18 protein-coding genes and 1 riboswitch are annotated in these 19,891 nt (G+C 66.5%); of the genes, 10 read left to right on the top strand and 8 right to left on the bottom strand.

What is annotated here, in order from left to right:
* From HLH27_RS16530 to HLH27_RS16495, 8 genes are all read left to right on the top strand, one after another.
* The coding region (locus HLH27_RS16530) for a sugar phosphate nucleotidyltransferase (protein ID WP_246375972.1) at positions 1 to 328 on the top strand (328 nt) is incomplete at its 5' end.
* A gap of 7 nt (positions 329 to 335) precedes the next feature.
* The gene (gene rfbC / locus HLH27_RS16525) at positions 336 to 887 is read left to right on the top strand and encodes a dTDP-4-dehydrorhamnose 3,5-epimerase (RefSeq protein WP_182951153.1); all 552 of its coding nucleotides are present in this window, start codon (positions 336 to 338) and stop codon (positions 885 to 887) included.
* Positions 887 to 1,795 (top strand): dTDP-4-dehydrorhamnose reductase, encoded by a 909-nt coding sequence (gene rfbD / locus HLH27_RS16520; protein WP_182951151.1) that lies wholly within the window; start codon positions 887 to 889, stop codon positions 1,793 to 1,795. The genes rfbC and rfbD overlap by 1 nt, the downstream gene beginning before the upstream one ends.
* A gap of 420 nt (positions 1,796 to 2,215) precedes the next feature.
* Positions 2,216 to 4,333, top strand: a complete 2,118-nt coding sequence (locus HLH27_RS16515; RefSeq protein ID WP_182951150.1) for a TonB-dependent receptor — start codon at positions 2,216 to 2,218, stop codon at positions 4,331 to 4,333.
* 85 nt (positions 4,334 to 4,418) lie between these two features.
* A riboswitch (Fluoride riboswitch) is annotated at positions 4,419 to 4,497 on the top strand.
* An 80-nt stretch (positions 4,498 to 4,577) separates the two neighbouring features.
* Positions 4,578 to 5,426: a universal stress protein gene (locus HLH27_RS16510; RefSeq protein WP_182951149.1), complete on the top strand. Its 849-nt coding sequence runs from the start codon at positions 4,578 to 4,580 to the stop codon at positions 5,424 to 5,426.
* On the top strand, positions 5,423 to 5,842 hold the full coding sequence (gene crcB, locus HLH27_RS16505) for a fluoride efflux transporter CrcB (protein ID WP_182951148.1): 420 nt from the start codon (positions 5,423 to 5,425) through the stop codon (positions 5,840 to 5,842). The genes HLH27_RS16510 and crcB overlap by 4 nt, the downstream gene beginning before the upstream one ends.
* The gene (locus HLH27_RS16500) at positions 5,842 to 6,270 is read left to right on the top strand and encodes a VOC family protein (RefSeq protein WP_182951147.1); all 429 of its coding nucleotides are present in this window, start codon (positions 5,842 to 5,844) and stop codon (positions 6,268 to 6,270) included. Before crcB ends, HLH27_RS16500 begins: the two co-directional genes overlap by 1 nt.
* A 172-nt stretch (positions 6,271 to 6,442) precedes the next feature.
* Entirely contained in the window at positions 6,443 to 7,900 is a 1,458-nt protein-coding gene (locus HLH27_RS16495; RefSeq protein WP_182951146.1) for a phosphomannomutase, read from the top strand.
* Positions 7,901 to 7,942: 42 nt separating this feature from the next.
* On the opposite strand, the gene HLH27_RS16490 is transcribed toward HLH27_RS16495, so the two are convergent.
* From HLH27_RS16490 to katE, 6 genes are all read right to left on the bottom strand, one after another.
* Positions 7,943 to 9,694, bottom strand: coding sequence for an alpha-glucosidase (locus HLH27_RS16490; RefSeq protein WP_220790463.1), 1,752 nt, complete (start codon positions 9,692 to 9,694; stop codon positions 7,943 to 7,945).
* 129 nt (positions 9,695 to 9,823) lie between these two features.
* Positions 9,824 to 10,435, bottom strand: coding sequence for an SAM-dependent methyltransferase (locus tag HLH27_RS16485; protein ID WP_275943931.1), 612 nt, complete (start codon positions 10,433 to 10,435; stop codon positions 9,824 to 9,826).
* Complete coding sequence (locus HLH27_RS16480; protein WP_182951144.1) at positions 10,428 to 11,177, bottom strand: PIG-L deacetylase family protein; 750 nt, start codon at positions 11,175 to 11,177, stop codon at positions 10,428 to 10,430. Before HLH27_RS16480 ends, HLH27_RS16485 begins: the two co-directional genes overlap by 8 nt.
* Positions 11,171 to 12,313, bottom strand: a complete 1,143-nt coding sequence (locus HLH27_RS16475; RefSeq protein ID WP_220790462.1) for an acyl-CoA dehydrogenase family protein — start codon at positions 12,311 to 12,313, stop codon at positions 11,171 to 11,173. Before HLH27_RS16475 ends, HLH27_RS16480 begins: the two co-directional genes overlap by 7 nt.
* Complete coding sequence (locus tag HLH27_RS16470) at positions 12,310 to 13,431, bottom strand: glycosyltransferase (protein ID WP_182951142.1); 1,122 nt, start codon at positions 13,429 to 13,431, stop codon at positions 12,310 to 12,312. Before HLH27_RS16470 ends, HLH27_RS16475 begins: the two co-directional genes overlap by 4 nt.
* Before the next feature lie 5 nt (positions 13,432 to 13,436).
* Positions 13,437 to 15,581 (bottom strand): catalase, encoded by a 2,145-nt coding sequence (gene katE / locus HLH27_RS16465; protein ID WP_182951140.1) that lies wholly within the window; start codon positions 15,579 to 15,581, stop codon positions 13,437 to 13,439.
* 376 nt (positions 15,582 to 15,957) lie between these two features.
* Here katE and HLH27_RS16460 point away from each other — a divergent pair, with 376 nt between their 5' ends.
* Entirely contained in the window at positions 15,958 to 16,263 is a 306-nt protein-coding gene (locus tag HLH27_RS16460) for a plasmid stabilization protein (RefSeq protein ID WP_182951138.1), read from the top strand.
* A 20-nt stretch (positions 16,264 to 16,283) separates the two neighbouring features.
* Here HLH27_RS16460 and HLH27_RS16455 read toward each other — a convergent pair whose 3' ends face one another.
* A complete protein-coding gene (locus tag HLH27_RS16455; RefSeq protein ID WP_220790461.1) occupies positions 16,284 to 16,592 on the bottom strand; it encodes a DUF3175 domain-containing protein in 309 nt (102 codons plus the stop codon).
* 87 nt (positions 16,593 to 16,679) lie between these two features.
* On the opposite strand from HLH27_RS16455, the gene ku reads away from it, so the two are divergent.
* Positions 16,680 to 17,471, top strand: coding sequence for a non-homologous end joining protein Ku (gene ku, locus HLH27_RS16450; RefSeq protein ID WP_182951134.1), 792 nt, complete (start codon positions 16,680 to 16,682; stop codon positions 17,469 to 17,471).
* On the opposite strand, the gene ligD is transcribed toward ku, so the two are convergent.
* Positions 17,437 to 19,890 (bottom strand): DNA ligase D, encoded by a 2,454-nt coding sequence (ligD, locus tag HLH27_RS16445; protein ID WP_182951132.1) that lies wholly within the window; start codon positions 19,888 to 19,890, stop codon positions 17,437 to 17,439. The two genes, ku and ligD, sit on opposite strands and share 35 nt — an antisense overlap.
* Between the last annotated feature and the right edge of the window lies 1 nt (position 19,891).

Genomic DNA, 19,891 nt, shown 5'->3' with positions numbered 1-19,891 from the left:
CCAGTTCGCCCGCCAGATCCGCCCCTCGCCCCGGGGCGAGTTGGAGATCACGGACCTGAACCGGATCTATCTCGAGGAAGGCTCGCTCCAGGTCGAAAGACTGGGCCGGGGTTGCGCCTGGCTGGATGCCGGCGTGCCCGATGCGCTGCTCCAGGCCGGGATGTTCGTGCAGACCATCCAGTCCCGGCAGGGCATGCTGGTCGGCTCGCCCGCCGAGGTCGCCTTCCGCATGGGCTTCATCGATGCCGCCCGGCTGCGCGAGATCGCCGGCAAGGTTCCCAAGACCGAACTGGGTCGCGTGCTGCGCGACATCGCCGACGGAGTGTGAGACGCCCATGCAGATCGAACGCCTGGCCATTCCCGACATCCTGCTGCTGACGCCGCGCCGTTTTGCCGATGCGCGGGGTTTCTTCTGCGAGACCTACAATATCCGCACGATGGCCGAGGCCGGCATCACGCAGCCCTTCGTGCAGGATAATCACAGCCTGTCCCGCCAGCGCGGCGTGATCCGGGGCCTGCATTGCCAGCTTGCGCCGCATCCGCAGGGCAAGCTGGTGCGCTGCACGCGCGGCGCGATCTGGGATGTGGCGATCGACGCGCGGCAGGCCTCGCCCAGTTTTGGCAAATGGGTCGCGGCGGAGCTGAACGCGGAGAACGGGTCGCAATTGTGGATCCCCCCCGGTTTCCTGCACGGGTTCTGCACCCTGAGCGAGGATGCCGAGGTGCAGTATAAATGCACCGACCTGTGGGACCGGGACAGCGAGCGATCGGTGCGATGGGATTCGCCGGAACTGGCCATCGCCTGGCCGGTGGCGCCGGGTGCCGCGATCCTGTCCGATAAAGATGCCGAGGCGCCGTCCTTCTCCACGGTACGGGACTGGTTCTGATGGCCGGCGCCCCGGCCCGGCCCTTCACGATCCTGGTCATCGGCCGGTCGGGCCAGCTTGCCACCGCGCTGGCACGGTCGGGCCGGGCCGGGTTGCATTGCATCGGCCGGCCCGACGTTGATTTCGACCGGCCGGAGACGCTGGCGGCGGCGTTTGCCGCACACGCCCCCGCCCTGGTGGTGAACGCCGCCGCCTGGACGGCGGTGGATGCGGCGGAAAGCGACCCCGAGGGGGCGGCGCGCGCCAACCGCGACGGCCCTGCCCTGCTGGCCCGGCTGTGCGCCGACCGCGGCATTCCGCTGATCCATGTCTCGACCGATTATGTGTTCGACGGCAGCAAGGGCGCGCCTTATGTCGAGACCGACCCGACATCGCCCCGCACCGTCTATGGACGCAGCAAGGCGGAAGGCGAACGCGCGATTTTGGCGGCGCATGACCGCGCGATCATCCTGCGCACCTCGTGGGTCTATTCGCCCTATGGCCGCAATTTCGTGCGTACCATGCTGAATGCCGGGGCGAAGAACCCGGTCCTGCGCGTGGTGGGCGACCAGCATGGCAACCCGACCAGCGCCGACGATCTGGCGGATGCCATTCTGGCGATCGTCGACACGATCGACCGGGATGGCTGGCACGATGCCTATGCCGGCCTGTTCCATGCCGCCGGCAGCGGCGATACGAGCTGGCACGGGCTGGCCGTGGCGGCGTTGCAGGAGGCCGCGCGGGCCGGCCAGCCGATGCCGGAAGTGCTGGCCATTGCCACCGCCGACTGGCCGACCCCGGCCGCCCGGCCGCAGGATTCCCGACTGGACTGCACCCGGCTGCACGATGTGTTCGGCATCCGTCTGCCCTGGTGGCGCGACAGCGTTGCGCGTGTGGTTGCCCGATCGCTCGAGACGCCGCCGGCCTGACGGGGCGGCGTTCCTGGACGCAGCGTGGTGCCTGTGTCCAGGCCGGTGAGCGCGATTTCTGTTGCAGATATACAACATATTGTCACGCAATGCGGTCTTTTTCCGTCGATCAATTGCAACATTATAACATACCATCTATCAGGCTGAGGACGCTTTCATACGAACAGGATCGCCTTGATGAGCCCGTCTCGACCTGCGCTGCGCACGGCCGTTTTACTGGCAGGAACCGCACTTGCCCTGCCTCAGGCAGTTCGTGCGGCCACGCCCGATCCGTCCCGGTCCTCCGCCACATCCACTACGTCTGCTACGTCCGCCACCTCTGCTACGTCTGCCCCGGCTTCGAAGCCTGCCCCGGGCACGAATGCGTCGCAGGGGGCGTCGTCCCGCTCGACCTTCGGTGCGGCGGGTGCGGCCGACCGGGTGCTGCCTGACGGCACCGTGGAGGCGACCGCCGCCAATGAGGAGCATATCCTGGTCAACGCGCATCTGGACGTGACGCGCGCGGCCCTGCAATCCGCGACGGGGGCCACGACCTATCGCTTCACGCGGCGCGATATCGAGACCATTCCCGGCGGCGACAATGCGCCGCTGAATTCGGTCCTGTTGCAGGCCCCGGGCGTGGCGCAGGACAGTTACGGCCAGATCCATATCCGCGGCGACCATAACGAGGTGCAGTTCCGCCTGGACGGCGTGGAACTGCCCGAGGGGATGAGCGTGTTCGGCCAGACGCTGATGACGCGCTTTGCCCATTCCATGGCGCTGACCACGGGCGCGCTGCCCAGCGAATACGGCTTTCTGCAGGCCGGCGTGATCGACATCACGACCAAGACCGGCAGCGCCGACCCGGGCGGCGACGTGTCGATCTATGGCGGGGCGCGCGATTACTTCTTTCCGTCGCTGCAATATGGCGGCCATGCCGGAAAATGGGATTATTTCGCGACCGCCGATTTCGTGCATGACCGCGTGGGGGTGGAAAACCCGACGCCGGATTTCAATGCCCTGCACGACCTGACGAACCAGTACCATTTCCTGGGCCATCTGCGCTACACGGCCGATGAGAATACGCGCATCAGCCTGACGGCCGGCGTGTCGAACGCCGAATACCAGCTTCCGAACAATCCTGGCCAGCAGAGGCAGTTTGCCAACCCGTCCTTCCTGGACAGCGCGCTGTCGCAGAATCTGTACGGCAGCGTCGACAGTGCCAGCCTGAACGAGCGCCAGAAGCAGATCACCGATTTCGGCATCCTGTCGCTACAGAAGGATATGGGGAATATCAGCCTGCAAAGCTCGGCCGTGGTCCGCTACAGTTCGCTGGGCTATTCGCCGGACCCGCTGGGCGACCTGGTCTATAACGGCATTGCCCAGCGCGCCCAGCGCTCGGTCTTCTCGTCCGGTTCGCAGACCGATGTCACCTGGCATGCGGGCGCGCAGCATACGGTGCGCTTCGGCTACCAGATCTATGTCGAACGCAATATCTCCAAGACGGATTCGACCGTCTATCCGCAGACCGGAACGGATGCGGACGGCAACGCGATCTTTGGCGACCAGCCGCTTTCGGTCCATGACGGCAATGGCCGCACCGGGTGGCTCTATGGCTTGTATGCTCAGGACGAATGGCACCCGGTGCGCAACCTGACCGTCAATTACGGGCTGCGTTTCGACGGGGTGGACGAATATACCCATTCCAAGCAGGTCAGCCCGCGCATCAACATCGTCTACCAGCCCTGGCATGGCGGGACGTTCCATGCCGGCTATTCGCGCTATTTCACGCCGCCGCCGTTCGAGCTGGTGGGGGGCACGTCGCTGAACAAGTTCGCCAATACCTCGGCGGCGCCGGCCACGTTGCAGGACACCACCGTCAAGGCGGAACGCGATCATTATTTCGATGCCGGCTTCGCCCAGGAGATCCTGCCCGGATGGCACGCATCGTTCGATGCCTATCTGAAGCTGGCCAAGAACCTGATCGATGAGGGCCAGTTCGGGTCGCCCATCATCCTTTCCGCCTTCAATTACCGGCGCGGGCAGGTACATGGCTACGAATTCGCCACCGATTACACGCGCGGGCCCTTCAGCGTCTATGGCAATTTTGCCTGGTCGCGGGCGATCGGCAAGGACATCACCACCGCCCAGTGGAATTTCGACCCCGACGAGCTGGCCTATATCCAGCACCGGTGGATTCATCTGGACCATGACCAGCGCTGGACCGCGTCGGCCGGAGGCAGCTACACCGCCTTCTACAGGACCGGCCACCCGCTGCGCCTGTCGGCCACCATGGTCTATGGCAGCGGCCTGCGCCAGGACAGCGACATCCCCAACGGGGGCGTGATCCCGCAATATGCGACGTTCAACCTGTCTGCCGTGCAGTCGTTCCAGGATCTGTTCCATATCCCGTTCCTCAAGCGCACCCAGTTGCGGCTGGACGTGATCAACCTGTTCGACAAGCGCTACGAACTGCGCAGCGGCACCGGCATCGGCGTCGGCGCGCCGCAATACGGCCTGCGCCGCACCATCCTGACCGGCATCGAGCAGCGTTTCTGACCCACGCGGCCGGCGGCGCCTGCGCCGCCGGCCGCGCGACGTGCCGGTCCGCGAGACTTGACAGGAAGGCGGCCCCGGTGGCCTGCTGAGGGCCGGCAATGGATTCTGCCTGACCCCGCACGGGTCGAACCGCCCGCCACCGGGCTGATGATTCCTACCCGGCCCGACAGGGCGTGAAGGGAGGAATCCGTCCATGTGCGCCTGTTCCACGATTGCCCCGGAATCGGCGACGGAGGGGCCGCCGATGCGCATACTCGCCATTCTGGACCGGCCGGAGACGGCCCTGTTCACCCTCCGGGCCGCCGGAGACATGGCCCGGCGGCTGAACGCGCGCGAAATCCGGCTGCTGCATCCCCGGCCGATGACCGACCCGGCCTTTCAGGCGCCCGACGAAGGCATGCCCACGCCCGCGCGGCGGAAAGCATTCGCCCGGCAGGTCGCCGGCCGTGCGAAGCAGCTGCACGACATCGCCCGCGACTGGAGCGACGCGGCCGGCGACCCGCTGGCCGCCCGGGCCGGATGGGTCGAGACCGCCGGCGATATCCGCAGGATCGTGACCCATGAGGCCCGGGAGGCCGGCCTGGTGGTCGTCAGCCGCCCGCGCGCCGATGACCGGGACGATGTCGGGCAGGCTCTTGCCGGGGCGCTGTACGATGCCGGGGCACCCGTCCTTGTCGCCCCCTTGCAGGCATACGACACCGTGGGCCTGCGCCCGATCGTCGCCTGGGCGCCCTCGCCCGCGCTCGACCGGGCGCTGGACCTGGCCCGGCCGCTTCTGGAATCGGCCGGGCATGTCACTTTCGTGATCGGTTCGGAGCACGAGACGGAGGATGCGTCGCCGGAGTGGGCGCGGATGCTGGCCGCGCGCGGCGTTCCGGTCACGATCGACCGCTTCACCGCCCCGCGCGAGCGGATGGGCGAGGAGATCCGCGCCCATGCGCTGACCGCCGGGGGCGACCTGCTGATCATGGGCGCCTATACGCATTCGCGCTTCGTCGAATGGCTGTTCGGCGGGCCGACGCGCGACCTGTTCGCCCACGCCACGCTCCCGATCCTGACCTGTCATCACGGCTTCGAAGACTCTATCGCATGAATTCCAACCTTGTGACGACCCTGGGCATCGCCCTTGCCGGTGCCTGCGGAACCCTGATGCGCTACTGGGTCGGGCTGGCGACCGCGCGGATCAGCCAGACCCTTCCGTGGGGAACGATCCTGATCAACATGAGCGGCTCGTTCGCCATCGCGTTCTTCGGCACGCTGACGCTGGGCAATGCGCGCTTCCAGGTGTCCGATACCGCACGGCTGATGTTCATGGTGGGCATCTGCGGCGGATACACGACCTTTTCCTCGTTCACGCTCCAGACGCTGGACCTGCTGCGCGGCGGGGCGCCGGGGCGCGCGCTGCTCAATATCGTGCTGTCCGTCACGCTGGGCATGGCGAGCGTGACGGCGGGGTATGTTGCCGCCCAGGCGCTCACCCCGCCCCGCCCGGCATCGGGAGAGCCCTGATGCGCAGTCCGCCCGCCAGCCGCGTCAGCGCCATCATTCCCTGCACCGACATCGATGCGGCGGAACGCTGGTGGAACGGGCTGGGTTTCTTCGGCCCCGCTGGTGAAAACCCCACGGATTATCGCATCCTCTCCGATGCCGACGGCGCGACGATCCATCTTCAGCCTGCCATTGCCGGATGGCTGGTGGCGGGGCGAAACCCGTTCGGCGTCTATCTTTCGACCGCCCGCGTCGACCGGTTGGCCGAAGCGGCGGGGAATGCCATCCTCGGCGCGGTAAAGGCACCCCGCCATACAGAGTGGGGCATGTACGAATTCGCCCTCAACGGCCCCGACGACCTGCTTGTGCGCATCGGCTGGCCAAGTCGCCTGCTGCACGACGAGGGGGACGATGCCGCGCAGGCTGGAATGGACGATATTTCAGGCTGATGGTACAGGGGCCGGGTGCGGAGATCGTTTCAAAAGCTTCGACGCCGCACGGAAACGTTGCCCGTATCGCGCGTTTGCCGAAAATGGTTTTTGCGGGATGCGATGACGGATCGTCGTCTCTGTTCGCATCGTCTCTGTTCGAGAGAGAGTCTCAATGAAGATAGCCGAGTGGATGACTCAGTCCGGCGTTGCCTTTGGCACCAGCGGCGCCCGGGGGCTTGTGACCGCGATGACCGATGCGGTCTGCTTTGCCTATACTGTCGGCTATCTGCGGCATCTCGCGAACCTCGGCGAGTTCGCGCCCGGCACGCCGGTTGCGGTGGCGGGCGACCTGCGGCCCAGCACGCCCCGCATCCTGCGCGCCTGCGTGGCCGCCATCCGGCATATGCAGGGCGAGCCGGTCTTCTGCGGCTTTGTCCCCACCCCGGCGCTGTGCCTGCATGCGTTCGCGCACGGATATCCGTCGCTGATGGTCACGGGCAGCCATATCCCCGCCGACCGCAACGGGATCAAGTTCAACCGCGCGTGCGGCGAGTTTCTGAAATCCGACGAAGCCGCCATGCGGACGCTGGATGCGACGCTGCCGGACGGCTGGTTCGATGCGCATGGCGCCCTGGTCGTGCCCATTGAACTGCCCCGGCCCACCGATATCGTCCCCGCCTATGTCGCGCGCTATCGGGCCTTCTTCGGCCCGGACGCGCTGTCGGGCCTGACATTGGGCGTCTACCAGCATTCCGCCGTCGGCCGCGACGTGCTGGTGCAGGTGGTCGAGGCGCTGGGCGGCACGGCTGTGCCGCTGGGCCGCGCGGAGAGCTTCATCCCCGTCGACACCGAGGCCGTGCGCCCCGAGGATGCCGCCCTTGCCCGCGACTGGGCGGCCGGCGGCACGCTGGATGCCATCCTGACCACCGACGGCGATTCCGACCGCCCTCTGCTGGCCGATGCGCGGGGCAACTGGCTGCGGGGGGATGTGCTGGGCATCCTCGCCGCGCGCTTTCTCGGCGCTGCCTCCGTCACCACGCCCGTCAGCAGCAATACAGCGCTGGAGAAGAGCGGCTTTGCGCGGGATGTCCGGCGCACCCGGATCGGGTCGCCCTTCGTCGTCGCCGCCATGACCGAGGCCGCCGGGGCCGGCATCACGCCCTCGGTCGGCTACGAGGCCAATGGCGGCTTCCTGCTGGCGACCGATATCCCGCAGAATGGGCGCACGCTGCAGGCGCTGCCGACGCGCGATGCCGTGCTGCCGATGCTGTGCGCGCTGGTTGCCGCCCGTCGGGAAGGCACCGGCCTTGCCGCCCTTGTCGGCACGCTGCCGCCGCGCTTTACGCTCAGCGACCGGCTGGAGAACATGCCGACCGCGCAGAGCCAGGCGGAAATCGAAAAGCTGGGCGGGAATCCGGCCGAGGGTGCCGTGGGGCTGGGCTTTATCGACACGCCGGGCGACCTGGCGCATGTCGACCGGACGGACGGGCTGCGCATGACCTTCGCCAATGGCGAGATCATCCATCTGCGCCCCTCGGGCAACGCGCCGGAACTGCGCGTCTATGTCGAGGCCGATACGCCGGAGCGTGCGGCGGCGCTGCTGAAGACGGGCATCGATGCCGTCAGCGTCTGGAAAGAACGTTCATAAGCCGGGACCGCCGCCCCTTGCGGCGGATGTCTCATGTCGGGGTCAGGCCCGATAGATGCGTGCCTCCCATGGTTCCAGCCATGTTACCCCCTGCGTTGCACCACGGTGTTGCATGTTGGAGATCAGAAGCGATGCCCTGGTCAGAGACGAGGATTCATAGGTAAAGCCCCGGTCCGACATGTTCATCAGGATCAGAAGCCTGCTTCTGCCGAGTTCGCGGGCGTAGAGGAAGACCGCATGGTGATCGGGATCCAGGTCCTGATAAGTGCCATGGATCAATGCCGGATATTTACGACGCAGCGCAAGAAGAGCCTGGAAGTAATGGTAGACCGAGTTCGGGTCCTGCATGCAGGCTTGGGCGTTGATTTCGGTATAATTCGGATTGACCCGAAACCACGGTCTGTTCGCCGTGGTGAATCCGGCGTTCCGCGTGGCATCCCACTGCATGGGGCTTCGCGCATTGTCGCGGCCCATGTCCTTCAGGCTTTCGAGAAACGCATCCGGATCTACCCCCTGGCGCTTTACGCGCGCTTCCCACTGGATAGGAACCTGCACATCGTCGAAATCTTCCACGCCGCTGAACGGAAGATTGGTCATGCCCAGTTCTTCGCCCTGATAGATGAAGGGAGTGCCGCACTGGGTGAGAAGCATGGTCGCAATCGCCTTGGCCGAGGCCTCGCGAAACGGCGGGCTGTCGTTGCCGAAGCGGGAAACGGCGCGTGGCTGGTCGTGATTGTCGAGGAAGACCGTATTCCATGAATCGGGTGAGCGCGGTTTTCCGGCTGCCGCGTAGACCTGCTTCAGTTTGGAGAGCGGCCAGTCGATCTTGCGCCAACCCTGCCGGTCGACATGCACGATGTCGAACGCGAAGACCATATCGAGTTCCCGGCGCGCGCTGTCCGTGAACAGGGGGATATCCCGGGCGCGCATGCCGTATGCCTCGCCTACGGTCATGACGTCGTAATGGGAGAGAACACGATCGTTCATCTCGCGTAGATATGCGTGCAGATGCGGGCCTGCCGCATAGACATATTCCGGCGCTTTCAGTTCTTCGGGCGTCATGTCGCGGAAAGAGGGAATTTTGGAAATCATGGTGATGACATCCATGCGGAATCCCGCGACCCCCTTGTCCAGCCAGAATTTCATGATGGAGAAAACCTCCTCACGAACGGCTGGATTATCCCAGTTCAGGTCGGGCTGTTGTGGGGAGAAGAGATGAAGGTAGCTGCTTCCGGTCGCCGGATCGGATGCCCAGGCGCTGCCGCCCCAGACCGAGGGCCAGTTATTGGGCGGATGGCCCTGCGGGGTATCGCGCCAGATATAGTAATCGCGATAGGGACTGTCTTTCGCGGCGCGGCTTTTCTGAAACCATGGATGCTGGTCGCTGGTATGATTGACGACCAGATCGAGGATGATACGCAGGCCGAGAGAGGATGCCTTGGCCATCAGCCTGTCGAAATCATCCATGGTCCCGAATTCGGGCATGATCGCCCGATAATCGCTGATATCGTAGCCGTTATCGCGATTAGGGGATTGGAAGATCGGCGCGAGCCAGATCGTATCCACGCCAAGATCGCGAATATAGGGCAGTTTTTCGAGAATGCCTGGAAGATCGCCGATCCCGTCGCCGTTCGAATCCCGAAACGAACGAGGATAGATTTCATAGATGACGGCCTCTTTCCACCATGGCTGCCTTCCCGCGGGCCGGACACCGGATGCCGCGTGCGATCGTCCGATCATGAGCATGCCGGCCCCCGCGACTGCCCCGCCCAGCATCGTTCTCCGCTTCAGCATTCATGTCTCTTTCGGTTCGGGAGGATGTCGGCCAATCGAATCAAGGCGACAAATATATCGATATCAAAATATCCAGACAGAAGGAGGCTCCTGTCAATTTCAAGATATCTTTGACGATATAGGAATAAATTATGGATTGATGCCTTGTTCCGCACCGGTCACAGCGCAGCGCTCCAGAACATCGAGCCGATAGTGCTCCGCCGTTGCGACGGCATCATGCCGGATGCCGGTCCGTGCCTTCATGCAGGAGATAAAGAGATTCGCGGCCTCGCTACCCTGCAGGGCTTCTGCCGTGGGGCCGAGATAATTGACCAGCACACAATGGCCGCCAGGGCACCAGTTCGCCACGATCCGATCCGCGAGGTCTTCAATTTCCTGCGGCGAAAGGAAATAGAGGACTTCCGACAGCACAAGCAGGTCGGCCGCGTTTTCGCCAGGCCACGCGCCGGGCAGTTCGCCCCTGCGAAATACGATGTTCGGCCGATCCGCATTCCGCCGCGTCGCCTCGTCCAGCGCAACCGATGAAATGTCGATCCCGATGATACGATCGCAGCGAAAGGAGAGCAGCCGGGTCAGTTCGCCGATGGAGCAGCCGGCCTCGATCGCCAGCGCATAGCGCGCGCGTGGCAGGGCCAGCATCGTTGCCTGGTATTTTTCCTTCTCGTACGCCGAGCTTCGGAAGCCCCATGGGTCGATATCGCCCGTATAGAGCCGGTCGAACCGCGTGGCGCGCTCAGACATGTCCGCCATCGCCGAGGAACAGTTCCGGCATGTCGAGGAAATGGCGTCGTGCGCGTGCGTCCATGACGAACCCGTCGGGATCGTCGGGGATCAGCGCCGTCATCTGCGAGCGGTGGGCGTCCAGCGCCGCGCGCTTTTCCGGCGCGAACGGCGCGCCGTCAAAACGGTAGAGGACATCGCCCGGCCCCGGCGCGTCCTCGGTGAAGCGGCCCCAGACCGGGAAGCGCCAGAGCCGGAGCGCGGGCCGGGCGCGGACGACCTCGCGGGCGATGACGGCTGCGCAGCGGTGATCGGGATGGGGGTCCTTCTCCCAGGTCGTCCACAGCGCGCTGACGTTCCGGGCGTCGATCAGGTGCAGCAGCCGGTTGCGCACGGCGGCGCGGTCGGCCGGTGCCTCCGGGGCGCCCTGGTCGGGAAAGCCGAGCATGATGGTATCGCCGGTCCCCCGCGTCAGGATCGCCGTCGCCGCGACCAGTTCCGCCTGCCGGAGCGCGATCAGCCTGTCCGCCGGGAAGAGATGCGAGTGGGGGTGCGACAGCCGGCCGTCGGTCAGGGCGACGACCAGGACCTCCCTGCCCGCGTGGCTGGCCGCCGCGATGGCGCGGCCGCAGCCCAGCGATTCATCGTCGGGATGCGGCGTCAGCACCAGCACGTTGCCCGGCCCGGTCAGCGTCGCGATGGCGATGGAGGGCGCGCGGCCGGCCGCCCGGACGATGACGCCCTCGGCAAAGGGTGTCACCATGGCGGACCACCGCCGCCCGCGCCGGCCAGGAGCCGGCCGGCCTGGAGCAGTTTGGCGTCGGGCGCCGCCTGGCGCAGGAACATCGACAGGTCCCGCCGGATGCGCTCGATGCTGGTCCCGCTGATATGGGCGGCGGTCCCCAGCGATTTTTCGGCGAGTTGCAGGATTTCGACGCAGCTTTCCTCGACGAACTGGCGCGCCAGCAGGGCGCCGGCCACGGCTGCATCGATGCTGTCTCGGTCTTCCGCCGCGGCCTCGACAGTGTGGCCTGTCTCCCGCAGCAGGCTGGCCATGGCGTGGCAGAGGCCGACCGCGCGCGCATAGCGCCCGAGTTGCATCGGGTCGTCCAGCCGGCCGCGCGCGGCAAGCGCGTCGCGCCACAGATCGACCAGCGCCTCGGCGCCCCCCAGATGGGCGGCGCAATAGCGCCAGATTCCGCCTTCGAAAAACGGCTCGCGCGTGTAATCGCCCGGCCGGCCGACGATATGGCCGGGGTCGAGTTCCAGCCCGGTGAACGCGAAGCAGCCTGAGGCCGTGGCGCGCATCCCCGACGCCCTCCAGGAGGACAGGTCCTGGCGCGCGGGGTCGGACACGTCGACCAGGGCCAGACGGGACAGCCCGTCATCGGCATCGTCGGCGCGCAGGGTGACGACGGCGAGGCGCACCAGGCCCAGGCCGGAGGCGAAGATCTTTTCGCCCTCCAGCCACAGGCGGCCGCCGACCCCGAAGCAGCGAAGCGGATGCGTCCCGTCGGCGCCCCAGACGCCGAGCAGGGCGCCGTTCCGGACCGCCTGCCCGACATGCTGCCGCAGGCCCGGGGTGCCGTACAGATGCAGCAGTTTCACCGCGTTCATATGGCCCTCGAACAGGCGTGCGACCGAGAGGTTGGCGCGACCCAGCCGCCGCAGCAGGTCGAAGGCGACGCGCGCGGTATCGGCCCCGAGCCCCAGACCCTGCCCGCCCTCGGAAGTGGGCAGGCAGGCCGTCAGCAGGCCGGCCTGGCGGAGTGCGTCCATCTCCGGCGCCAGGCCCGCCGGATCGGTTTCGGCGCTGTCGGCGCGCTGCGCGATCCGGCGCATCAACGCGTCGTATCCGTCCGCCTGATGGCGCCCGGGGGACAGGGCCGGATGGTTCATGCGATTTCCCCCGACGACCTGATCCGCGCGCCCGTCGCAGCCGCCGCCGCTTCGTCCCGCAACACTTCCAGGCGGGGGAGTTCGGCCGCCATCTCGTCCCACGACATCCGGCGCCGCGCGAGGCGGAGACTGGCGGTTTCGACAAAGGCCCACAAGGCGCCGAAGCCGGTGAAGGCCGGTATCGTCCGGCGCTGGTCGGCGGACAATCCGGCCTCGGCCAAGGCCTCGTCCCGGTGCCGATGGTCGCGAAACGCCCTGCGCAGGTGCGCGCGCGCCTGCGCCCGGAACCATGTCTGGCGCGCGGGCTCCAGGGTTTCGTCGCACCAATGCGGCCCGCCCGCGAGGCGGGAGGCGATGGTGTCCGCCATGCCGCCCGGTGCCCGTCCCTTCAGCCGGCAGGAGGTGACGACATGCGCGGCGTCGCTGTAGAGAACGGGCAGGTCGTGGTCGAGAAAGCGGCGGACCAATGCGCGATCTTCGCCATATGGCACGATCGGCGCCCCGCCGATCCGGTCATGGGCGGCCACCGACATCGCGAGACTGGCCCCCGATATCGTGCCGTGGAACGGCCATGGATTGAGGGGGTCGGGGTCGAGCAGGCTCGTCAGTTCCAGTGCGGTGCGGCGGTAATGGTCCTCGACCGCGCCATTGGCCGTGACCCAGGCGGGCAGTTGCGCGAATTCCGCTGGATCGAGTGCGATGGTGCCGCACACCATGGCCGCCCGGCCTGCCTCCAATGGGGCCAGGCAGGCGCGGACCCAGTCCGGGTCGGGCCGGGAATCGGCATCGGTCGCCAGCAGATAGCCGCCCGTTTCGAGTTGGGCGCGCGCGAGATCGAATGCCGCGCGACGCGCGGTGCCGGCATGAGCCGCCCGGTCGGGAAAGCGCCGTTCCGCCAGCCGAAGCGGGGCGCCCGTTTTCCGTGCCCATGCCAGCGCGCGCGCCACGGTGCGGTCGCGGCTGTTATTGACCAGAAGGGCGATGACCCCAGGCTGGGGCCATCGCGCCATGGCCGCGCGGCAGGCGTCGAGGCACGGGACGATGCGCCTGTCCTCGTCCCGCGCCGGGATGGCGATGGCGTAAGTGGGGCGCATGGCGGGGAGGGTCGCAGTGGGCAAGGGCGTCACGCTTTGGCGTCGAGATCGACCTTCGCTTCGCGATCCCAGAAGCGCAGCGCGTGGCATGCCGTCACGAAGGCTGCGATGTCGCCCTCACTCTTGAGGGCGATGCAACCGGCGTCGAGATCGCCGCCCAGGCCGGCCTTGTCGAACAATATGGTCGCCTCCGGCGTGTAGCCGATGAATTTGCAGTGGGCGAAGGCATCGGTGACGAAATCCTTGGCCGCCGCATCGCCGGCGAGCAGTGCCGCGCCGTCTTTGGCGGCGATCACCGCCACCGCGTCGAACAGCACCGACGGGCCGCCATCGATCTTCTGCTGTGCCGCCACATGCCTGCCGTCGGAAAGGGTCACGCCGCCGATCTTCGGCGCGACGATCTCGTAAACGGCCTTTTCCTTCTCCGCCGCCGTGACCAGCGCGTCGAACAGGCCCGCATCGGCGCCGTCGGTCAGCAGGATGCCGAACTTGCGCCCGGCGAAGCTGTCGGGGCCGTTCCTGACGATGCTGAGCGCATTCGAGGGCGGCAGGTCGGTGATGGGGGGCCATGCCGCCTTCGCCGGTTCGGGCAGGGGCAGGCCCAGCCCGTTGGCGACGGTGCCCGCCAGGTCCTCGTCGATATGGCGCAGATGCGCGACGACGCGGGCGCGGATATCGGGGCGTTCGACCTTGCTCAGTTCGAAGGTGATGGCGTCGCCGATATGCTTCCGCTCGATGGGCGTCTGGCTGATCACGAATTGCCGTGCCTGGCTGTAATGGTCGGCGAAGCTCTCGGGGCGGAGGCGGACTTTGGGGCCGGCTTCCTCTGCCGCGAAGCTGCGGAAGCCGCGCACCGGGTCTTCGCGCGGGCCGCCGGCGGCGCCCCAGCTATTGGGCTCGTAATTGGCGCGGCCGATCGGATTGCGCATCGCCATGTGCCCGTCCTGCTGGAAATGGGCCATCGGGCATTTGGGGGCATTGATGGGAATATGGGTGAAATTGGGGCTGCCCAGACGCTTCACCTGCGTGTCGAGATAGGAGAAATTGCGCCCCTGGAGCAGCGGATCGTTCGAAAAATCGATCCCCGGCGGCACGTTCTGGGTGCAGAAGGCCACCTGCTCGGTCTCGGCGAAGAAATTGTCGACCACGCGGTCCAGCACCAGCCTGCCGACGATCCGCACCGGCAGGTCCTCTTCGGGAATCAGCTTGGTGGGGTCGAGCACGTCGAAGGCGAAATTCTCGGCGAATGCCTCGTCGAAAAGCTGCACGCCCAGTTCCCATTCCGGAAAATCGCCGCTGGTGATGGCGTTCCACAGATCGCGGCGATGGAAATCGGGGTCGGCGCCGTTGATCTTGACCGCCTCGTTCCAGACCACCGATTGCAATCGGAGCTTGGGTTTCCAATGGAATTTCACGAAGGTCGAGCGGTTCTGCGCGTCGAGGAGGCGGAATGTATGGACGCCGAACCCTTCCATGAAGCGGAAGGAGCGCGGAATCGCCCGGTCGGACATCACCCACATGATCATGTGCAGGCTTTCCGGCGTCAGCGAGATGAAGTCCCAGAAATTGTCGTGGGCCGACTGCGCCTGCGGGAAATCGCGGTCGGGTGCGGGCTTTACCGCATGGACCATGTCCGGAAACTTGATCGCGTCCTGAATGAAGAAGACCGGAATATTGTTGCCAACCAGGTCCCAGTTGCCCTCCTGCGTGTAGAGCTTGACCGCGAAGCCGCGCACGTCGCGGGCGAGATCGAACGAGCCCTTCGAGCCCGCGACGGTCGAGAAGCGCACGAAGGCCGGCGTGCGTTCGCCCACGCGCTGGAAGATATCCGCGCGCGTCACGTCCGCCAGGCTGTCGGTCAGTTCGAAATAGCCATGCGCCCCGTATCCGCGCGCATGGACCACGCGTTCGGGGATGCGTTCATGATCGAAATGGAAGATCTTCTCGCGGAAATGGAAATCCTCCATCAGCGCGGGGCCGCGCGCGCCGTAGCGCAGCGTGTTCTGGTCGTCGGCGACCGGCGCGCCCTGCGCGGTCGTCAGCGTCGCGACATCGCCGCCCGCCACCTGGTGCGTCTCGCCGCCCGCGCCCAGGGGCGCCTCGCTACCTGGTCCGGCCTGCGCGGCCGGGGTCTTTTTCGGCGCGTCTCCCGACTTCCTGCCCTTGAGGGTCATGATCTCTCTCCTCGCCGCCGTTGCTGACGGGGCGCCAGGATCGCCGTTCCGGGAGACCGACCGCCCACGCCCGACATCATCCTCCTGCTACGCACAGTGGGCGGAGAGGTTCCGCAATCATGTTTACCCATGATTGGCTATTCGTAATATTTTTCCTGATAAAATATATGAATTTTCAGTTCATTCACCATTTCGGCGCGTCGAAGAGGGGCGATGATCCTGCATATGCCATGCGCTCGCGCCCTGCCGCACATCCTTGCCCCGCACGGCACATCGGGAGAACTTTCTCCGCTGTCCGGCCTTGTTATCGGACGCGGTCGCGCCCCCGCATGGGGCATGGGGCCGCGCCCATTTCCTGCGAACGGGAGCATGAGCCATGCCGCGTGGCGACAAGTCCGCATACACGGACAAGCAGAAGAGACAGGCCGAGCATATCGAGCAAAGTTATGAACAGCGTGGCGTGGGCGAGGAGGAAGCCGAGCGCCGGGCATGGGCCACCGTCAACAAGGAGACGGGGGGTGGCAAGAAAAGTGGCTCCGGCAGGGGGCATGCGGTGACGCATGAGCCGTCCCGCAAGGGTGGCCGGCTGGGGGGTGCCGCCGCCGCCGGGCGCCCGGCGGAGGAGCGCTCGGCATCCGCGCGGAAGGCCGCCGAGACCCGCCGGAAGAAAACGGTGGAATAGGGTGTACGCGGCCCACGGGCTCAACCCTGGCGGCCGAACACCCGGCGGAGTTCCACCTTCGCGCGGTCGAGCACCTTGCGCCGTTGTGGCGAGAGCGCGCGCCCTGCCCGGTTGATGTAGAAGACCAGCATCGACATGGCCGAGCGGAACGGCGGGGCCTTTCGGCGGGTGCTGCGCTCGGCAGATTGTTTCAGGGATTCCGCGATGCGGTGCGGATCGTCGGAGTTGAAGATATCGGGTTCGAGATCGAGCGCGTCGCTGTGGTGGGTGACGTCTGCCGACCAGCGCCTGGGCTGCGCAGGCGGGTCGGCGTTCTTCCGGACGGTCATGAAACGGCTCCCTTCCTCGGCCATGGGGTCGTCTGTCGATATGGGTGGCGGGCGCGGGGAAACCAGTGAATGGAGGAGGACCGGCCGATGGCGCCGCGACCTTTCTGGACGGGATATCTGAAGCTCTCGCTGGTGACCTGTGCCGTGTCGATGACGCCGGCCACGACACAGGCGGAGCGCATCCGCTTCCATATGATGAACCGAAAGACCGGGCATCGGGTCGTCGTCCAGTATGTCGACGCCGCGACCGGCAAGCCGGTCGATGACGATGCCCTGGTGAGAGCCTATCCGCGCGGGGGCGACCGCTATGTGCTGCTTGAGGATGACGAACTGGATGCCGTGGCCCTGGACAGCACGCATACCATTGAGATCGAACGCTTTGTCGATGCGGATGAGATCGGCTGGATCTGGTACGATACGCCCCATTACCTGATGCCGGATGACGCGGTCGGCGCGGAAGCGTTTGCCGTCATCCGCGATGCCATGCGCCATACGGGCACGGTCGGCATTGCGCGACTGGTGCTGTATCGGCGGGAACATGCCGTGCTGCTGGAACCGCGCGGCAAGGGGATCGTGGTCTGGACGCTCCGCTATGGCGAGGAGGTTCGCCCGCCGGCGGAATGTCTGCCGGCGGAAAAGGCATCGAGGCCCGAGCCGGAGGCCCTGACGCAGTTGGGCAAGGTGATCGGTGAGCGCCTGCGGTCCTGGAACCCGGAGATGATCCAGGACCCTGTGCAGGCGCGGCTACAGGGCATTATCGCCGCCAAGAAGCGTGGGCGGCCCAGGAAGCCGGCCCGGGCCGAACCGGTTGCGGAGGATCGTGTCGTGAACATCATGGACGCGCTCAGGGCGAGCCTGAAATCGGCGCCGAAGGGCTAGGAACCGGACATCGCGCCGCGTGGAATCCTTCCCACGGGTCGGTGCGGAGCGATGCCAGCCGGGCCATGGCGTTGCCCACCGTGAACTGCGCCGACCCGACGATTGCCCCCAGTTCGTCCCATGCCAGCGGCATCGAGACGGGGGCGCCGGGGCGTGCCCGTGTCGAGTAAGGGGCCACGGAAGTCGCGCCCCGCTGGTTGCGCAGATAGTCGAGCAGGATCTTCCCGTGCCGCTTCGCCTTGGTGATCGTTGCGATAAAGCGGTCCGGACGATCGGCGGCCATCGTCTGCGCCAGCGTTTTGGAGAAGCTCTTGACCGTTTCCCAATCCGCCTCGGGCTTCAGGGGTGCCACAACGTGCAGCCCCTTGCCGCCGGAGGTCTTGACGAAGGGGGTCAAGCCGGAGGCTTCCAGGCGCGCGCGGACCTGCCGCGCCGCGTCGATCACCCTCTCCCACGCCACGTCCTCGCCGGGGTCGAGATCCATGACCAGCTGGTCCGGTTTCTCCCAGTCGCGGCAGGAGGCGCCCCAGGGGTGGATTTCCAGCGCCGCCGATTGCACCAGCCCCATCAGGCCGTCGAGATCGTGGATGCCGATCAGGTGCTCCTCCGCATCGCCGGCGGGATCGTCCAGCGCGCGGATATGGGCGTTCATGCCTTTCCAGACATTCTTCTGGAAGAAACGCGGGCCGGCAATGCCCTCCGGGCAGCGCAGCAGGGCCAGGGGACGGTCCACGATGAACGGCGCAATATGCGGCCATATGGCGGTGTAATACTCGGCCAGCCCCTGCTTGGTGACACCGGCATCGGGCCAGTAGATCCGGTCCGGGTGGGTCAGGGCGATGGTGCGTTTCCGCGCGGGCGCGGATCGGGTGGGCGGCGTTTCGGGAACGGGCATTTCGCGTACGATCTCCGCTGCTGGCTTGTCGTCACGGATGCCCCGGAACGCAGCGTGCCGGAGCCGGCCATCGGCCGTCCAGGCCCGGAATTCCACCTCTGCCACGCGCTCGGGGCGCACATAGTGGACGGCGCGTGCCTCGTCGGCGGACAGCCGGTCCGCGAATGGGCTTTTGGGCGTGCCTATGGCTTCCAGCGCGCCGAACAGATCCCGGGCGACATGGGCCGAAAACCCGGTCCCGACGCGGCCGACATAGCGAAGACCCTGTGCGTCGTGCACGCCCAGCACCAGCGAGCCGATGCTCCTGCGGCCCGTGGTCGAGGGCACGTAGCCGCCGATGACGAATTCCTGCCGCGCCGAGCATTTCGCCTTCACCCAGATCTTGCCCCGGCCGGAGCGATAGGGCGAATCCGCCTGTTTGGAGACGATCCCTTCCAGGCCCAGGCGGCAGGCATGGTCCAGCACGCGCGCGCCGTCATCGGCGAAATCCGCGCTGAGCCGCAGGATGCCGGGTGTCTCCGGCAGGATGCGGCGGAGCGCCGCCTTGCGGTCGCGCAATGGTGACGCGCGAAGATCCTTGCCGTCCAGATACAGCAGGTCGAAGGCGTAGAAGAGGAAACGGTCCGTCCGTCCGTCGCTGAGATCGGTCTGCAATGCCGAAAAATCGCTGGCGCCGGAGCGGATTTCCACCACCAGTTCGCCGTCGATCAGGGCCGTTTCGACCGGCAGCGCCGCCAGCGCATCGCGGATGGCGCTGCCGAATTTCGCCGTCCAGTCCAGGCCGCTCCGCGTCAGGAGCCTGACCGCGCCATCCGCGATCCGGGCCTCCAGCCGATAGCCGTCGAACTTGATTTCGTGAATCCAGCGCGGGCCCGAGGGCGGCGTGGCGACCAGGGTGGCCAGGGCGGGCGCGACGAAGGCGGGCAGGTTGCCTGCCTTTGCCCCCTCGATCGACGGTGCGCCGCCGGCGATCTGGGCGAGCGTGCGGCCGGTTTTGACGGAATCCGGCTGTTCTTCGAGAATATCCGGGTCGTCGGCGTCGCGGGCCGCGTCGTCATCGCCCTTGATCAGCAGCCAGTTGTCGCGCTTTTCACGCGGCCTGGCTTTCATCCGGACCAGATGCCAGCGCCCGGTGAGCTTTTCGCCATGCAGTTCGAAATCGAGATGGCCTTTGGCCAGCCCTTTCTCGGCATCCTCGAGCGGTGTCCACGTTCCCCGGTCCCATAGGGAGACCGTGCCGCCGCCATATTGGCCCTGCGGGATCGTACCTTCGAAATCGCCATAATCCAGCGGGTGATCCTCGACATGGACGGCCAGGCGCTTTTCGCCCGGCACCAGGCTGGGGCCCTTGGTCACGGCCCAGCTTTTCAGGACACCATCCAGTTCCAGCCGAAAATCGTAATGCAGCCGCCGGGCGTCATGCTTCTGGACGACGAAGCGATGTCCCTCGGCCTGCGCCCTCTCGCCCGCCGGTTCGCCGGTCCGGGTGAAATCGCGCTTCCGGCGATAGGTGTCGAGCGCCATC

This window comes from Gluconacetobacter takamatsuzukensis, from assembly GCF_014174275.1.
Taxonomy (GTDB): domain Bacteria; phylum Pseudomonadota; class Alphaproteobacteria; order Acetobacterales; family Acetobacteraceae; genus Gluconacetobacter; species Gluconacetobacter takamatsuzukensis.
This window is presented reverse-complemented; position numbering and strand designations above follow the sequence as displayed.

Excerpts from the sequence above, each read along its gene's own strand:
- crcB (WP_182951148.1), top strand. The coding sequence starts at position 5,423 with ATGAATTCCAACCTTGTGACGACCCTGGGCATCGCCCTTGCCGGTGCC.
- HLH27_RS16455 (WP_220790461.1), bottom strand. The coding sequence starts at position 16,592 with ATGACCGTCCGGAAGAACGCCGACCCGCCTGCGCAGCCCAGGCGCTGG.
- HLH27_RS16460 (WP_182951138.1), top strand. The coding sequence starts at position 15,958 with ATGCCGCGTGGCGACAAGTCCGCATACACGGACAAGCAGAAGAGACAG.
- ligD (WP_182951132.1), bottom strand. The coding sequence starts at position 19,890 with ATGGCGCTCGACACCTATCGCCGGAAGCGCGATTTCACCCGGACCGGC.
- ku (WP_182951134.1), top strand. The coding sequence starts at position 16,680 with ATGGCGCCGCGACCTTTCTGGACGGGATATCTGAAGCTCTCGCTGGTG.
- katE (WP_182951140.1), bottom strand. The coding sequence starts at position 15,581 with ATGACCCTCAAGGGCAGGAAGTCGGGAGACGCGCCGAAAAAGACCCCG.
- HLH27_RS16480 (WP_182951144.1), bottom strand. The coding sequence starts at position 11,177 with ATGGTGACACCCTTTGCCGAGGGCGTCATCGTCCGGGCGGCCGGCCGC.
- HLH27_RS16495 (WP_182951146.1), top strand. The coding sequence starts at position 6,443 with ATGACTCAGTCCGGCGTTGCCTTTGGCACCAGCGGCGCCCGGGGGCTT.
- HLH27_RS16475 (WP_220790462.1), bottom strand. The coding sequence starts at position 12,313 with ATGAACCATCCGGCCCTGTCCCCCGGGCGCCATCAGGCGGACGGATAC.
- HLH27_RS16500 (WP_182951147.1), top strand. The coding sequence starts at position 5,842 with ATGCGCAGTCCGCCCGCCAGCCGCGTCAGCGCCATCATTCCCTGCACC.
- HLH27_RS16490 (WP_220790463.1), bottom strand. The coding sequence starts at position 9,694 with ATGCTGAAGCGGAGAACGATGCTGGGCGGGGCAGTCGCGGGGGCCGGC.
- rfbC (WP_182951153.1), top strand. The coding sequence starts at position 336 with ATGCAGATCGAACGCCTGGCCATTCCCGACATCCTGCTGCTGACGCCG.
- HLH27_RS16485 (WP_275943931.1), bottom strand. The coding sequence starts at position 10,435 with ATGTCTGAGCGCGCCACGCGGTTCGACCGGCTCTATACGGGCGATATC.
- rfbD (WP_182951151.1), top strand. The coding sequence starts at position 887 with ATGGCCGGCGCCCCGGCCCGGCCCTTCACGATCCTGGTCATCGGCCGG.
- HLH27_RS16510 (WP_182951149.1), top strand. The coding sequence starts at position 4,578 with ATGCGCATACTCGCCATTCTGGACCGGCCGGAGACGGCCCTGTTCACC.